Annotated in this window: 21 protein-coding genes and 1 tRNA gene; 2 read left to right on the forward strand and 20 right to left on the reverse strand. The window is 67.0% G+C overall.

The window, feature by feature from the left end; genetic code table 11:
- Positions 1-202: 202 nt before the first annotated feature.
- The 8 genes from EB084_09295 to EB084_09330 form a co-directional block, all read right to left on the reverse strand.
- Complete coding sequence (locus EB084_09295) at positions 203-838, reverse strand: hypothetical protein (GenBank protein NDD28444.1); 636 nt, start codon at positions 836-838, stop codon at positions 203-205.
- An 83-nt stretch (positions 839-921) separates the two neighbouring features.
- Positions 922-1,806, reverse strand: a complete 885-nt coding sequence (locus EB084_09300) for a hypothetical protein (protein ID NDD28445.1) — start codon at positions 1,804-1,806, stop codon at positions 922-924.
- A tRNA-Asn gene (locus tag EB084_09305) sits at positions 1,772-1,846 on the reverse strand. The genes EB084_09300 and EB084_09305 overlap by 35 nt, the downstream gene beginning before the upstream one ends.
- 17 nt (positions 1,847-1,863) lie before the next feature.
- Complete coding sequence (locus EB084_09310) at positions 1,864-2,103, reverse strand: hypothetical protein (GenBank protein NDD28446.1); 240 nt, start codon at positions 2,101-2,103, stop codon at positions 1,864-1,866.
- On the reverse strand, positions 2,091-2,690 hold the full coding sequence (locus EB084_09315) for a superoxide dismutase (GenBank protein NDD28447.1): 600 nt from the start codon (positions 2,688-2,690) through the stop codon (positions 2,091-2,093). Before EB084_09315 ends, EB084_09310 begins: the two co-directional genes overlap by 13 nt.
- Positions 2,690-3,457: a hypothetical protein gene (locus EB084_09320; protein NDD28448.1), complete on the reverse strand. Its 768-nt coding sequence runs from the start codon at positions 3,455-3,457 to the stop codon at positions 2,690-2,692. The genes EB084_09315 and EB084_09320 overlap by 1 nt, the downstream gene beginning before the upstream one ends.
- 16 nt (positions 3,458-3,473) lie before the next feature.
- Positions 3,474-5,651 carry a hypothetical protein gene (locus tag EB084_09325; protein ID NDD28449.1) on the reverse strand — a complete coding sequence of 726 codons (2,178 nt, stop codon included), beginning with the start codon at positions 5,649-5,651 and terminating at the stop codon, positions 3,474-3,476.
- Between the two features lie 24 nt (positions 5,652-5,675).
- A complete protein-coding gene (locus EB084_09330) occupies positions 5,676-6,041 on the reverse strand; it encodes a hypothetical protein (protein NDD28450.1) in 366 nt (121 codons plus the stop codon).
- A gap of 789 nt (positions 6,042-6,830) precedes the next feature.
- Here EB084_09330 and EB084_09335 point away from each other — a divergent pair.
- Positions 6,831-7,124, forward strand: coding sequence for a hypothetical protein (locus EB084_09335; GenBank protein NDD28451.1), 294 nt, complete (start codon positions 6,831-6,833; stop codon positions 7,122-7,124).
- Positions 7,125-7,126: 2 nt separating this feature from the next.
- On the forward strand, positions 7,127-7,774 hold the full coding sequence (locus tag EB084_09340; GenBank protein NDD28452.1) for a hypothetical protein: 648 nt from the start codon (positions 7,127-7,129) through the stop codon (positions 7,772-7,774).
- Here the strand turns inward: EB084_09340 and EB084_09345 are convergent.
- The 12 genes from EB084_09345 to EB084_09400 all read right to left on the reverse strand — a co-directional run bounded on the left by EB084_09345 (position 7,771) and on the right by EB084_09400 (position 13,168).
- On the reverse strand, positions 7,771-8,205 hold the full coding sequence (locus tag EB084_09345) for a hypothetical protein (protein ID NDD28453.1): 435 nt from the start codon (positions 8,203-8,205) through the stop codon (positions 7,771-7,773). The two genes, EB084_09340 and EB084_09345, sit on opposite strands and share 4 nt — an antisense overlap.
- A gap of 26 nt (positions 8,206-8,231) precedes the next feature.
- Entirely contained in the window at positions 8,232-8,480 is a 249-nt protein-coding gene (locus EB084_09350; GenBank protein NDD28454.1) for a hypothetical protein, read from the reverse strand.
- A gap of 4 nt (positions 8,481-8,484) precedes the next feature.
- Positions 8,485-9,084, reverse strand: coding sequence for a hypothetical protein (locus tag EB084_09355; protein NDD28455.1), 600 nt, complete (start codon positions 9,082-9,084; stop codon positions 8,485-8,487).
- 106 nt (positions 9,085-9,190) lie between these two features.
- Positions 9,191-9,517 carry a hypothetical protein gene (locus EB084_09360; GenBank protein ID NDD28456.1) on the reverse strand — a complete coding sequence of 109 codons (327 nt, stop codon included), beginning with the start codon at positions 9,515-9,517 and terminating at the stop codon, positions 9,191-9,193.
- A complete protein-coding gene (locus EB084_09365) occupies positions 9,514-10,194 on the reverse strand; it encodes a hypothetical protein (GenBank protein NDD28457.1) in 681 nt (226 codons plus the stop codon). The genes EB084_09360 and EB084_09365 overlap by 4 nt, the downstream gene beginning before the upstream one ends.
- Positions 10,191-10,553: a hypothetical protein gene (locus tag EB084_09370; GenBank protein NDD28458.1), complete on the reverse strand. Its 363-nt coding sequence runs from the start codon at positions 10,551-10,553 to the stop codon at positions 10,191-10,193. Before EB084_09370 ends, EB084_09365 begins: the two co-directional genes overlap by 4 nt.
- Position 10,554: 1 nt before the next feature.
- On the reverse strand, positions 10,555-11,052 hold the full coding sequence (locus EB084_09375; GenBank protein NDD28459.1) for a hypothetical protein: 498 nt from the start codon (positions 11,050-11,052) through the stop codon (positions 10,555-10,557).
- Positions 11,049-11,507: a hypothetical protein gene (locus EB084_09380; protein NDD28460.1), complete on the reverse strand. Its 459-nt coding sequence runs from the start codon at positions 11,505-11,507 to the stop codon at positions 11,049-11,051. Before EB084_09380 ends, EB084_09375 begins: the two co-directional genes overlap by 4 nt.
- Positions 11,508-11,517: 10 nt before the next feature.
- Complete coding sequence (locus EB084_09385) at positions 11,518-12,000, reverse strand: hypothetical protein (GenBank protein NDD28461.1); 483 nt, start codon at positions 11,998-12,000, stop codon at positions 11,518-11,520.
- A gap of 2 nt (positions 12,001-12,002) precedes the next feature.
- Positions 12,003-12,440: a hypothetical protein gene (locus EB084_09390; protein NDD28462.1), complete on the reverse strand. Its 438-nt coding sequence runs from the start codon at positions 12,438-12,440 to the stop codon at positions 12,003-12,005.
- Between the two features lie 10 nt (positions 12,441-12,450).
- Positions 12,451-12,708, reverse strand: a complete 258-nt coding sequence (locus tag EB084_09395; protein NDD28463.1) for a hypothetical protein — start codon at positions 12,706-12,708, stop codon at positions 12,451-12,453.
- A gap of 37 nt (positions 12,709-12,745) precedes the next feature.
- Complete coding sequence (locus tag EB084_09400; GenBank protein ID NDD28464.1) at positions 12,746-13,168, reverse strand: hypothetical protein; 423 nt, start codon at positions 13,166-13,168, stop codon at positions 12,746-12,748.
- Between the last annotated feature and the right edge of the window lies 1 nt (position 13,169).

Genomic DNA, 13,169 nt, shown 5'->3' on the forward strand with positions numbered 1-13,169 from the left:
GATGTCAAGGTGATTTCTGTCAATTGGGGTGAGACTCCAATGAACGCTTTAAATCCAGATAATCCCAAGGATAAGATGATTATTGACCGTATCATTACTCAAAACTTTATCCAAAAGCCAGATTTGTTTGTTACTATTACGATTCCAACAGAGTTTGAACCTAATGGTAAGTACAATATCGGCATCACGGCTGGTATCGAAACTACCGCCGCTTCTGCGCACTCCGGGTGCTACGAGCACGGGGGTTGCGTCGGATGTCGGGGTCGTTCGGGTCGTAGGTGCCGACGTTCGCGGTCGCGGACTTGATGTTTCGCGGGTCGAACACGACGTAGACGTCCGAGGGTGGGAGTTCGCCGGTCGCGAGGTCCGTGTCTCGGATGTTTCGGAAGATCGCTCCGTCGTAACCCGCATCCTTCGCCGCGTGCGCGACCTCGTAGGTGCTGCTCGCCTGCGGAAACTCCGGCACAACGAGGTCCGTCCACTCTCGCCCCTTTGCGTCGTGGACGAAGGGTCGCTCCATCTTCAGGTACAGACGGTACGCACCTTCGCGGATACCTCCCTGCGCGGGGTCCATGAGGATGCCCGTCATCTTCCCCCGAACGAAGGTGCTGGCGGTGCGGAGGTCGTTCGTGAAGTAGAAGCCGGGGTGCTGCGGCCCCATACGGGAGAGGTCGAACTGCGTGAAGCCGCCCGAAGTCGTCCCGTGGTAGACGACCACCGGACGCCCCGTCTCGTCCTTGACCGCGCTGTCCCCGAACCAACGCACGAACGCCTTGGAGGCTCGGGGATCCTCGAAGGCGATGTGCTCGTGCAGGGGGACAGAAACGCGGCGCGACATGAAACGAGCCTACCCGAGCCGCTCCCGCGTGACCATGCACGGGGAGGGCTCGGGCAGGGGCGGAGTGCTACCGCGCCTCGCGACTAGCGCGCGACGTAGACCTCGAAGGTGTTGATGGTGATGTTGTTCCCCGCCGCTCCCACAAGGAACTGCGCGGTCATGGTGAGGGTGTTCGCCACGGTGGTCGTGGGGCTGCTCGCGCCCGAGCCAACGGCGGTGGAGAAGCAGATGTTCACGCCCGCCGCACCGGAGTTGTAGGAGCCGGACGTGATGCCCGCCGTGCCGACCTGCGTGCCCGTACCCTGAATCGTGCAGGAGGCCTGAAGCCAGAAGGGGACGTTGTTGGCGGGGGTCAGCGCGCTCGTGTCCGCGAGGAGGCCCGTGAACGGAGCGGAACCATCGGAGTCCGCGTAGAACCGGAACTGGAGGGTCGTTCCACCCGCGTTGTTCACGAGACCGCCGACGCGGAAGGTGATCGTCGAGCCCGCCGCGAGCGTGTTCGCGGGAAGCACCACCTGACCGTTCGTGAAGATGTTCTCCGCGCCGCTGCTCGCACAGAACCCCGTGACCGGGGTCGTGAGCGCGAGCACCTTCGTCGTCGTGCCCGCCGCGCTCGACCCGCCGCCGCCGTTCCAGAGGAACGACGTGACCGTCGAGGCGTCGACCTCGGGCTGCCAGCCGCGCTCCAGACGGAAGTTCGCGGATGCGGTCGCGGTGCCGTTGTTGACGAAGGTCACACCCGTGGTGCTCACGGACTGCACCGCGATGCTCGTCGCGCGGTCGGCGATGACGAGCGTGGGGGCCACGGCGGCTCCGTTGCTCTCCAGCGTGTGCGGGACGACGACGGTGGACCCGGCGGCGAGGTTGGTGACAGAGACGACCTGAACGAGAAGTTGAGCCACGATGAAAACTCCGATGTGAGTGTTGAGGAGATGGCTCCCGAGGCTGGGCTTGAACCAGCGACCCACGGATTAACAGTCCGTTGTTCTACCGCTGAACTACTCGGGAACGGGGAGGATAAAGGCCTATGCGCTCTCCGCTGCTTTCACGGCCTCGGACACGCGCAGATAGTTACGGGCATTGTACCAGACAGTCGTGGCCCCGAAGAAGGCGAGAAGGCTCCCGGCGACGGGGTACTCGTGGCGGAGACGCATGCCGCCCCACGCCATGAGGGGACCGATGACGAAGACGTCGAGGACGCGGATGCGCTGCGTCTTCACCACGTCGTCGAGGAGTGCTATCTGCTCCGGGGTCATGCGCAGCACCGCTGCCAGAGCGCGATGCGCGCGTTTACCGAGTTCCAGCAGACGACGTCGAGGAAGCGTGCGAGGTAGTCCTTCCTCTTCGTGCCGTACTGGCAGTAGTAGGCGTGCTCCCACAGGTCCGAGACGAGGATGGGGAACGAGCCGTCGCTCCGCTGGGGGAGGATCGCGTTCGGGAGCGCGACGATGTTTGCGCGGCCCTTCCGGTCGAGCGTGAGCCACACCCACCCCGACCCGAACAAGGCTCCGCCCTTCTCGACCCACGCCTTCTTGAAGGCCTCGTACCCACCCAACTGCTCGACGACCTGCGCGCTCGCGCCCGTGGGCCGCCGACCCCCGCCTTGTGACGCCGGGCGCATGCCCTCCCACCACATGTTGTGGGCCCAGTACTGCGCTGCGTTGTTGTAGAGGGGGGAGCCGATGGGCGCGGTGGCGAGGATGCTGGGAAGACTCGCTCCCTTGGGCGCGAGTTCGTTCACCTTCTTCGTGTATCCCGCGTGGTTATCGAGGTAGTGCCGCCGAACCCCCTGCTCGTCGATGGCCGGAGCCAGCGCGTCGAAGGCGTAAGGTAGGGGCGGAAGGACGAACATCAGGCGAGCCTCGTGACGGTCGCGATGACGGAGGGAATAGCGGGGATGGCAGGGGGCCCGACTACAGCGGAGAACGCCTCAAGCGTGATGTCCGTACCTGTGGAAGCAATAAAGAGCCACTCCAAGTACTGTCCTGCTGTCATGGACACAACCACGTTCGCGTAGGGAAGCGTGCGGTTGTTGTTGTTGCCCATCTCGATGGAGTTGCCCGCGTTCGGCACATTCGTGCCGTTGATCGCGGGCCAGAAGACAATGGTCTCCGTTCCGCCGCCAGTGTGGAGCATCTGGGCCGAGATGTCGAAGCGGTAAACACCCGTAGCGACCACGGTGAGCCGCGTGGGGCCAGTTCCGGGGTCAACCACGGAGACGCCAACCGCGATGTCCGTCGTGTTGAACCGAGCCCGAAGAGGCGTGACCGCCCCGATGGTCTGGTCGGTGGTGTCCGAGAACGAGCCGTATCCCACGACGCCCGCACCACCTACGGTGCCTCCCTGCCACCGCATCTGCGTGACCGAGAACGCATCGACCTCCGGTTGCCAGCCTCGTTCGCAGCGAAAGTTCGCGCTCTCTACACCAGCCCCGAGATTCGTGAACGTGGCAGTCGTGGTCGTCGTCGCGGTGACCACGATGGGTGTCGCCCGGTCGGGGAAGACAAGAGTCGGAGCCACGGAGACATCGTTGCTCGCGAGGTTGTGCGCGAGCGTGACCGAGGCCCCTGCGTTGAGAGGGCCGACCGGAAGCACGCTCACGAGCAGTTGCGTCGGCACGGGCTATCTCCCCGGACTAGGCGGTAGCGGGGAGCGTGGACGCGCCGTCCTCTCCCACATTCGTCTCGCGCGGGGTCTCGGCGACGACGTACACGCCGTCCGCGAAGATCTCCTTGCGGTTCCCAATCTTGAAGGTGTTGTTGCTCTCGATGAGCAGGGTCGGCGTGACGAACGCCCCGGCCTGCCGGATGTTCTCCAGCGCCGTGAGGCGACGGGCCTCGCGCTCCGCGCGGCCCTTCTGCCCGCGACCAGCAAACTGGAGCGCAACCTGACCGACCGCCTCGCCGCGACGAACAGGGGCTCGGACGATCCAGCCCTCACCCTCCTTCATCTCCTCGGGGCGGAAGACGAAGGCGTTCTTCTTCTTGTCAGTGACCGTGAGGCCGCCGCCCGTGCTCTTCCATGCGAGACCGGAGATCACCGGGACCTGCGTGAGGAGGTTCGGGGGGTCGAGCGGGCGGGCGTCGTGACGGTCGGCGTTGACCACCTTTCGCATGCCCTTGTCCGCGCGCCTCTTGTCCTGCGGGCGGGCGAACATGTCCGTCTCAAGCGGAAGGCCGTAGCCGTACTTCGCGGTCTTGTCCTCGGCGACCTGCTCGCTCGTGACCTCGCCGCCCTCGGCCTGCGCCTCCGCTTCTTCCTTCTTCGTGGGGGTGTAGAGCGCGCGCTGGTAGACCTTGCGCCCGCCCTCCTTCTTGATCTTCACGCCCGCGAAAACAACCGCGACGCGCTGCCCGCGCTCGTAGAGGGCGATGCTGCACTCCTCGGCGTTCGTACCGGAGAAGGAGAAGGTGAGGTCGTAGTTGCTCACGCCCACCGCGAGCGGGTCGCGCCCGAAGACCTTCGTGTAGTCGTAGAACTGCACGGGGAAGCCGCGCTTCCCGCCCTGCTGCCACGACCGCTGCATCTCCCGCTTCTGCGAGCGGCTGAAGGTGCGCTGCTTGCGCTCCGCAGGGTTGCGCTTCGGCGCGTTGCTGTACCATGCGCTCGGGGCGTTGTCGTAGAGGTTGAACAGCCACGGCACCATGTGCTCCCACGGGATGTCCGAGAGCAGGTTCATGCGCACGAAGAAGGGCTTGCCGAGCGCAGCGGCTTCCGCGCCCGCCTCGTCCAGCGCGTGGATGAGGAGGCGGAGGTACGCGACCGGGTCCGCCACGAGGGCGAAGAGGCAGGTCGCCTTCTTCCAGTCGTTCTGGAAGGCGCTCGTGTTCTGCCCCGTGTAGACGAGGCAGGTGCTCTTGCAGAAGGCCGAGGCACCGGAGCAGGTCGAGAAGCCGAACTTCTTCGGGAAGGCCTCCTCAAGGTTCGCCACCTGCTGCTCGGTAAGCGTCAGAACGCCCGCCTTCGCGTCGTACCGTCCGACTCCGCTGGGCGTCGTCTGAATCTGCACGGGGATGATGGTCTGGTTCTCGCCCTGCGGGAGAGAGCGCACGACCTTCGGGAACCCGCGACCGCTCTGAATCGAGGTGATGATCTGGGAGAGGGGATGGTTGAACCCGTAGACCTGCATGGTCTCGGCGTCAAACGCGTCGCCGTCAGGGTCGGGACGCCCTGCGTCCACCCAGTTCTCGTACTTCGCCTCTGCCGCCGTCCCGTAGGTGGCGGGAAACTCCGTCGCCAACTTGTCGGCGGGGTAGAGGTTCAGGCCGAGGAGGTCGCCCGAGGTCCGCGTGTCGAGCGACGTCGGGTTGCGGTTGTTCATCGTGTCCTTGACCAACTTCGCGTTCCGGCCCATCAACTCCTTCGCCCACACGCCGGGGTTCTTGGAGGAGAAGAAGCCCGTAGGACCGAAGATGGCCCGACCGAAGCGGTCGAGTTGCGCACGGGTCTTCCGCTCGCGCTCCCCTGTCTTCTTGTTGGTCTCCATGACCGACTGCTTCTGCTCCGAAGCAAGGAAGGCGAAGAGCGGACGGATGCGCTCCACGGCCTGCTCGGGGGTGAGCGCGAAGACGTCGTTCTTCGAGATGGAGTCGGGCAGCCCCGCCAGACCGAGAACCTCGTCGAGGCTCTTGGCGGGGTTGCGCCGCCGGGGGTTCTGCGTGGGGGTGCGCGCGAGCGTTCCGAGATCCTCGACGACAATGTTGCCCTCGACGCCCGCAGCCTTCGCCGCCTCAACGGCGCTCGCCGCCGTCTGGCCGCCTTCGAGGATGCGACCATCGGGGAGAATGGCCGCGTACATCTGGGTGATCATCATGGGGAGTATCTCCGCAAACAGGGTTCAGGGCGTCGGGGCCGCAGGCGCGGTGGGGCCGGGGAGGCTACCGGCTCCCGTAACGCCACCCGGAGCCGTCACGCCGCCAGCACCCTTCGCAGGAGCCTCTTCAGCGGCGGCCTCGCCCGTCCGAACCACACCCCCGACACCGGGACGAAGGTTCGACGCCATGAGCGACATCGGAGAGACACGCGTAGCGCCTCCCCGGAAGATCTGCTTCGGGTCGACGAAGGTGCGCTTGTTCTGGGAGAACCACCACCACGCGCCACCAGCCGCGACGGCCCCGAGCGCGACGAGTGCGAGTACGGCACCCTTGGAGGGGTTGGTGCGCCGCGACTTGCGGTCGCGCTTCTTGCGGGAGGCCTTTGCCAAGAGACACCTCGGGTCGCTTCATCCCTACCGTTAGGCCTGCCCCACGTCGAGCGGTCTAGAAAGGCGGAGTGCTACACGCGTCGCCCGGAACGACAAAGAGCAAACCGGCGTCACGACGGACGTCTCCATGCTCCATACTCCTATAGCGACTCAATAAGGTACGAGCACAAAGCGCGCAGCCGCGTAAGGCCCTATCAAACCGCTGACGCGGAGATAACTCGGTCTCCGCTAACGATAAGGTCGCTCGCCTCGCCGATAACTTATGGGCCGAAGACACCGGTCTCCATAGTCTCCGGTTGCCCGAAGTTATGAAACGGGTGCCGGGGAGAGATGGCAGACGGGCGGCCCAGAGCGCGGGGAGGCTCACCCGGATGTGCGCACGCTCTCGGTCGGCACAGATGCGGTGGCCCGGTTTACGCCCATTCGGGCGTAACTTGGGCAGCACGCACCTGTCAAGGACACTTTCTGGCCCACCTTCGAAACACCTGTCGGCACCTGTGGTGCGCGGAGCGTTTTTGCGCCGGTTCCCTCTCGATTTTGCCCATACTTCCCTAGCCGCTCCATAACATATGGGCATAATCATGATGACGACGGCGCAGAAACGCTCTAGAAGAAGGGGTGGGTCGAAGCGGCATCACGTTGGCTCTTGACGTGGCAACCCCTCGTCGGCGTCTGTCTCGGAACGGGAAGCCCTCGCTAGAGCACACATGCGTCGCGACGAAACCGACGCGCGTCGAGGCATGTTGACGTACGGCGTCTGGGCGAATATGTACTTGTCGCGGAGCGTTCATGTCGGACAGCGAGACGGTGCCCCAGATTTTCGTCTTCGTCAGTGACGAGGGCCGAGTCGTAGGTGTGGGCAAGGAGAAAGACGGTCAGATGGTGGGGGCGTGCCTTGCCGTGCTCGAATCGCCCATCACCCTCCCCGACTGGCTCCTCTTTCTCTCCCGACACGACGACCCCGAGAAGGCAGCCGACGAAGCCATCGAGCGTTTCGGCGGCCTTCGTCTCCATCACATCCTCGTTCTGGAAGACCCCACCATCCTGCCGTCCTTCGCGGGCGGTCCTGTAGGAGAAGCCTAGCCATGTCCACGTCCTCTGTTCCCGTCTCGACCCGCTGGGTGCGCGCGCCGCGCATCCCTGCCGCCACCCGCACGGACGGGCTCACCGTCACGTTCGAGAACGGGTGCTGGCAGGTCGTGCTGCCGGGATCGGTCGAGACCCTCTCGACCCCCGCCGTCGCGTCCTACCTCAACCGGGCCATCGAAGAGGTGGACGAGAAGCACCCGCCCGTCCCGTGGGCCTTCTCGGGCGGCATCTGGCGCGCGGGCGTCTGGGAGATTCGCCCCAACGGCAACGGCTCGTGGGGCATCTACCGCATCATCGACGGACAGGAGGAGCGCGCGAGCCGCCAGCCCTTCCCCTCTGCCGACCGTGCGCGACGCTGGGCCGAGTTGCGCTTCGACCGGGGCGACGCCGGGCTGCGTGGCCCGAAGCCCCGTGCCGGTAGCCGCGCTTCGTTCAAGTTGCCTGACGTCCGCGTGACGGAAGTCGAGCGCGACCACGCCCTCTCCATGCTGGTCACGCTCGGCATCAGTTACAGCGAGTTTGTCCGCGCCGCGCTTGTCTGGGCCGAGCGCAACGTCCTTGACGGTGACGGGTGGGAGATCGAGGAGGACGAGGAGGGCAACCACGCCTTCGTGCCCTCCTCCCCTGCGCCAGAGACGACCTAGCCTTCGTGGGCAGCGCCGAGGATGGCGTACGCCCGAGAGCGGGAGAGCCCCGCTGCGCGTGCGGCCTCGGCCACAGGTGCAGTGGGGTTCTCGGCCATGTAGGCGAGGAGCGCCTCGCGCCGTGCTTCCGCGTCGGTGAAGTAGGGGGAGACGGGGCAGGTCTCCCCGAGGGCCGCACGTCGCTTGGAGACCGCCCTGCGGGAGACGCCGGCTTCGCGTGCGATGGCGCTCGTCGTGCGGTCGCACGCCGCGACCAGCGCATCCACCTGCGCCCTGCGGACCTCGACGTAGGCAGGGATGCCCGCAGCGCGGCGATAGGCCTGCACCGTCTGGGTGGAGACGCCGAACCGGCGCGCGGTGGCAGGGTCGGGCTCGGTCCCGAGGGCGTCTCGGAAGGCGGCGGTCTCGGTGATGGGGTTCTTCGCGGGCATGGGCGTCTCCTTGAACGGGGAAACCCCTACGCGGCCTTTCGGAAGCCGACGTAGGGGTAGAGGTCGCGCGCCTTGGCGAGCGCGTCCTTGTAGTGGGTGAAGCCGTAGCAGCAGGCCGAGACGTCTCGCAGGGAGCCGACGATCACGTTGCCGTGGTAGAGCCGGTGGACGACGTGGACAGGGGCGACGTAGAGGTCGCCCTGTCGGTACGCAACGACCCACCGACCGTCTGGAACCTGCACGACGATGTCGCCGTGGTTCGCAGGGGCGGCCATGAGCCTACTCTTCTCCCGCGTCGTCCTCGTCCTCGTCCTCGTCCTCGTCCTCGTAGGCGTCTTCGTCGTCCTCGTTGTCGAGGGTCTCGGCGTTCGCGATGGCGACCTGCTCCATCACGTACTGCCGCGCCGCAGGACCGCCGGCACGCAGCGGGGCGGGGACGAAGTCCGCGACCATCACCTCTGTGCCGTCGTCCACGTAGATGCCCCCGTCGTCCTCAAGGTCCTCGGGCTCCTCGCCACCGAAGGCCGCCGTGTGGACGTCCTGCGAGACGTAGACCGCGCCACGGTGAGCGCGCGCGGTCTCGGCGGCCTCCAGCAGCGACCACACCGTGTGGTCCCACGGGTGCTTGCAGAGGACGCTCTCGTCCACGTTGACGACCTCTCCACGCTTGTCAACGACGTCGACCAACCCCGTGATGACGATCAGGGGACGGGCGTAGTAGAACTCCTTGGGGTCGTAGGGAATGTCGTCGGCGTTGGCCTTCTCGCCAGCGTCGCGACGCACGGCCAACTCGGCGCAGAGCGCCTCGACCGTGGGCACGGTCAGGCCGCGCCACGTGAAGGTGAGGTTCGTATCGGTCGACAGGGTTACCTTGGGCATGGGGGCGTTCTCCACGAAGGGGGATGTAGTGGGGGGATGGTCGGGTGTGACAAGGTGAAGGTTCGGTCTGCGCATCCGCAGCCTCTACCAACGTCCAGACGCTCTGTCAACCGACTGTGTAGGACCGACCGTAGGCTTTCCAGCCCGTGTCGTAGCCCTTCACAGGGTGTGGCAGGCGCAGATGGTAGACGGTGTCGATGCAGGGTTCGTCGCCCTCCTCGATCTCCATGCGCGAGGCGACGACCTTCGCGAGGACGGGCTCGGGGAGGCGCACGGGGCCCCTGTGGTCGAAGATGCGGCTCACCTTGACGAGGGTGCCCCGCACGACGCTCGCGTCCCTCTCGGCCATGCGCACGGCGAGGACCGCCGTCGGAACGCGCAGCGCCTCGCGCCTGTGCGTGTCGAGGTCGAGCAGGTAGATGCCCGGTCTCACGCGTCCCCCACAGGGGTGCCGACGAAGTCCTCTACCAGTGGATCGTGGCCCCACTCGGCGCGCACGCTGGGGTAGACCTCGCGCATCCCAGCCTCGACCTCTTCGCGGGTGCTCCCCGTGTGGTGCGATGCGCCACTGTCGTCGGGGGCGATGAGCATCCCACACCAGCGGGCCTCGGGGTGGGTCGCCTCGGGCTCCTCCCACACACGACACGACCAACCGTCGTCCAGTGCGGACGTCGTGACGGGGGTGGCGAGACCGGCCATGTGGTGGCTTTCGGGCGCGTAGCGGTCGAACGTGCGGCGGTCGACGGCGACCATGATGCGGGTCGTCACGCGTCGGTTCCACTGAACGAAGAGCCCGCGCGCCGCGAGCGCGTGGACGAGGTCGCGCCCCACCTTGGCGTGCGTCCGCGCTCCCTCGGACGGGCTCCCCTCGGGGGACCCGTGGAAGCACAGGTAGACGACCCCGTCGGTGAGGGCGTGGTCGGTGTCCTGCGCGTGGTAGAACGCGTAGCCCCTCGGGGCGACCTCGGGGTTGTCGAGCGCCACCTGTCCGCAGGACGAGCAGCAGGAGAAGTCGCCCCGCAGGACGATTCCGGTCTCGGCCTCGACCTCGCGGAAGATGCGGTGGAGGTCGCGCCGGCTGGGGACGATGGGGGTGGGTCCGTGGTTCATGGGCGGGTCCTCGGGTAGGCGTGTTGGCGAGCGTAGGTCCATGCGCCGGGAGCAACCTTGGCGTCCTCGGGGTCGCAGAAGACGAAGTCAACGTAGGCGTCGGCGTATGCCAACTCGGCGTCGTTGGTGGGGTGGGGGGCGACCTTCGTCACCCGCACCTTCACCGGGGGGTCGAAGAGGTAGTCCGCGCCCCCCGGCAGGTCCACGAGGTGAACGTACACCTCGCTCCCCACCAGCATGCGCGCGTCTTCCTCGGCGGCGGCCTCGGCGGCCTCTTGGGTCGGGTGACGCACGACCTCGTGTTGCCAAGCGTCGAGGTCGAGCACGGACACGGCAGGGAGCGTGATGCGTTCGGGCATGTCAGTCCGCCTTGCCGCCGAGAATGACGGTGAACGGGTTGGGCTTTGGGGTGGGTGCGGCGGACGCGCGCTGCGCCGCCGGGAGAGGGGACGGGGTCGCCTCGGCCTTGCGCCCCTTGTCACGGGAGAGGGCGGCGCGCTCCTGTGCCGTGCGCGTGTCCCCCACCACGAAGGCTTCCATGGCGGCCTTGCGCAGGGCGGGCTGGAGGTCGTCTGGGCAGGCGTCGAGGACCTCTCGCGCCAGCCCGTGAATCACGTGGTTCGCCGGTCCCCCGTTGAGGAAGGAGTCGAACCATTCGAACCAGAGGATCGCCTTCTGCCCTGCGCGCTTGCCGCCCGCCGGGGTGGAGTGATGGGCGACGACGTCGACCGTGTCGCAGGTGACCTCCCACGCCCAGCGCAGGGTGTCCACGCCCATGTCCGAGACGAAGGCGTTGAGCACGACCTTGGCCGGCGCGGGGTCGAAGGGGAAGGCGTCCGAGGCGGGGGCGGGCTTCATGCGGCACCCGCCTCTTCCTTGGCCGTGGGCGCGAAGGCCGACTCAATCAGAGCCCTCACCTCCTCGTCGGACAGGCCTGACTGCTTCTTGAGGTCGTAGAGGGCGTCTGCCGTCGCCCCGAGCCGTTCGGTGTCCGCACGCGTCACGTTGCCGTAGATGAACGCGCGCTCGGCAAGCGCAGCGGTCGCCGCGTTGAGGTCCTCGTGCTGGAAGACAATCTTGAGCCCCCAGTAGTACTGGGAGAGCGCCCGAATCGTGTTGAGCAGGGTTTCGAGGACGAAGGTGCGGTTCGCGCCGTTGTCGTCCTGCCAACCGAGGGCGAGGGTCTTGATCGCGTCGTGCGCAGCGTACCCCGAGAGACCGTTCTCGCCCGTGTCGAACACGAGCGTCGACCATGGGTTGCCCTCGGTCTCGGGGGGCTGGGTGAGGTTGTCGAGGTTGAGCGTCTTGGGCATGGGAGGCCTCCTAGAGGTCATGGGGAGAGGGGGAGTCGGTGGGGTCGTCACTGCGCGTCAAGCGGGGGTTGACGGGCTCTTCGCCCGTCGCGTCCGCCGCCTCGTCGTCGTCAACCTCGTCCAGCACGCTGGCGACGTTGAGACGCAGGCTCTCGACGGTCCTGCCCTCGGTGTGGCCTCGGAAGCCTAGGGCGAGGTAGGTCTCGGCCAACTCGTACGCCATGGGGTCACCGTCCACGAAGCGCGAGAGAATCTCACGCGCCCCGGTGAAGGCGTCCGCGAATACGAGGGTGAGGAAGACGAGGGGCGACACGCCCCCCTCCTCCTTCATCGACCGCTCGGCCTCGGCGCGGATGAGGTCGATCTGGCGCATCATGGCCGCCGTGGGGTGCATGACGTCCATGAGGTCGGGTCCCGGCTCCTCGGTGACGAGGATGGTGCTGCCGTCCCGGTCGAAGGTGCCGTAGCCGAACGCGCTGCGGGGGGCGGCCACGGCTACTCCCAGCCCACGATAGCGGCCTGTCCACCGGGGATGCGCCGCCACGCACACTCGCTCTTCCCGCAGGAGACCCACAGGTCGCCTTCGATGCGCTTGACGTCCTCGTCGTTGGTGGGAGAGTCACCGAAGTCGGAAGCACTCGCGATGATGCCCCCCGCGAGCCTGTCGTCGCTGCGCCACGTCGGGATGCCGAGACGGATGCTGGCGATCTCCCAGCGGACGTAGGTGGCTTCCGTGGCCGGCTCGCCGCAGGAGCAGACCATCTTGGGGGCCCACGCGTCCCGCTGGGCCTCGGCGGCGGCCATGGCCGTCTTGTGCGCGGTCGCCTTCGCGGTGAGCCCCTCGATGGACGAGAGGAGGTCGAGCGCCTGCTCGCCCGAGAGGGAGGCGAGGTGCTTGGCGAGGTCGGGGATGGAGAGGGTGTGGTTCGACATGGGTTGGTTCCTAGCGGGTGGGGGGCAGGGAAGAGGGCAGGGTGACAGGCTTCGCAGGGCCGTAGGGCTCCACGTGGATGCAGGACATGGCCCGCCACGCCCTGTGGTAGAAGCACGTCGTGCCGTCCTCAAAGACGACCTTCGTCGTGTTCTGGGCGTGGAAGTCCCAGTCGCTCTCGGGTGCGTTGAGCAGTCCGTAGACCAGTCCCGCCATGGGCGCGACGATGAGAACGCCGAGCACGAGGAGGGCGTAGCGGGGCAGGTCCACCGGCATGGGCGGGCGTAGTGGCATGGGAGGCCTCCTGTCAGAAGGTGGCGGGGGCGTTGGCGAGGGCGAGCATGGCGGGCGACACGCGCCAGCCCCGGCTCCCGTCGTCGCAGTGGTCGACCGTGATGGTCTTCTCGTTGACGCGCGCCACCGTCCCGGTGACGGTGCGCCCCTTGGCCGTAAAGGCCACCCGCTGCCCGATGCGGAACGACGGGCGGGCCGTCCCCGGCATGGGCGGGAGCGCGACCAGCGGCGCGAGCGCCGGGAGGGCGGGCGAGCCCTCCAGCGGGTAGACGAGCGACGGCGCGACGCGCCAGATGGTTCCGACGGGGCGACCGCCGCGCGCCTCGGTCTGCTCGACCTTGACGCTGGCGGCGTTGACCTTCACGACGCGTCCGAGCGTCTTCTCGCCGTTCTCGCGGCCAAACAGGACGGTGTCACCGATGTTGAACGTGGGCATG

The organism is Pseudomonadota bacterium (assembly GCA_010028905.1).
In the GTDB taxonomy this organism is placed as follows: domain Bacteria; phylum Vulcanimicrobiota; class Xenobia; order RGZZ01; family RGZZ01; genus RGZZ01.

What these genes read in the sequence shown, in the direction of transcription:
- EB084_09315 (NDD28447.1), bottom strand. Translation starts at nt 2,690, where the DNA reads ATGTTCGTCCTTCCGCCCCTACCTTACGCCTTCGACGCGCTGGCTCCG.
- EB084_09365 (NDD28457.1), bottom strand. Translation starts at nt 10,194, where the DNA reads ATGAACCACGGACCCACCCCCATCGTCCCCAGCCGGCGCGACCTCCAC.
- EB084_09375 (NDD28459.1), bottom strand. Translation starts at nt 11,052, where the DNA reads ATGAAGCCCGCCCCCGCCTCGGACGCCTTCCCCTTCGACCCCGCGCCG.
- EB084_09390 (NDD28462.1), bottom strand. Translation starts at nt 12,440, where the DNA reads ATGTCGAACCACACCCTCTCCATCCCCGACCTCGCCAAGCACCTCGCC.
- EB084_09370 (NDD28458.1), bottom strand. Translation starts at nt 10,553, where the DNA reads ATGCCCGAACGCATCACGCTCCCTGCCGTGTCCGTGCTCGACCTCGAC.
- EB084_09400 (NDD28464.1), bottom strand. Translation starts at nt 13,168, where the DNA reads ATGCCCACGTTCAACATCGGTGACACCGTCCTGTTTGGCCGCGAGAAC.
- EB084_09295 (NDD28444.1), bottom strand. Translation starts at nt 838, where the DNA reads ATGTCGCGCCGCGTTTCTGTCCCCCTGCACGAGCACATCGCCTTCGAG.
- EB084_09340 (NDD28452.1), top strand. Translation starts at nt 7,127, where the DNA reads ATGTCCACGTCCTCTGTTCCCGTCTCGACCCGCTGGGTGCGCGCGCCG.
- EB084_09335 (NDD28451.1), top strand. Translation starts at nt 6,831, where the DNA reads ATGTCGGACAGCGAGACGGTGCCCCAGATTTTCGTCTTCGTCAGTGAC.
- EB084_09325 (NDD28449.1), bottom strand. Translation starts at nt 5,651, where the DNA reads ATGATGATCACCCAGATGTACGCGGCCATTCTCCCCGATGGTCGCATC.
- EB084_09345 (NDD28453.1), bottom strand. Translation starts at nt 8,205, where the DNA reads ATGCCCGCGAAGAACCCCATCACCGAGACCGCCGCCTTCCGAGACGCC.
- EB084_09355 (NDD28455.1), bottom strand. Translation starts at nt 9,084, where the DNA reads ATGCCCAAGGTAACCCTGTCGACCGATACGAACCTCACCTTCACGTGG.
- EB084_09380 (NDD28460.1), bottom strand. Translation starts at nt 11,507, where the DNA reads ATGCCCAAGACGCTCAACCTCGACAACCTCACCCAGCCCCCCGAGACC.
- EB084_09350 (NDD28454.1), bottom strand. Translation starts at nt 8,480, where the DNA reads ATGGCCGCCCCTGCGAACCACGGCGACATCGTCGTGCAGGTTCCAGAC.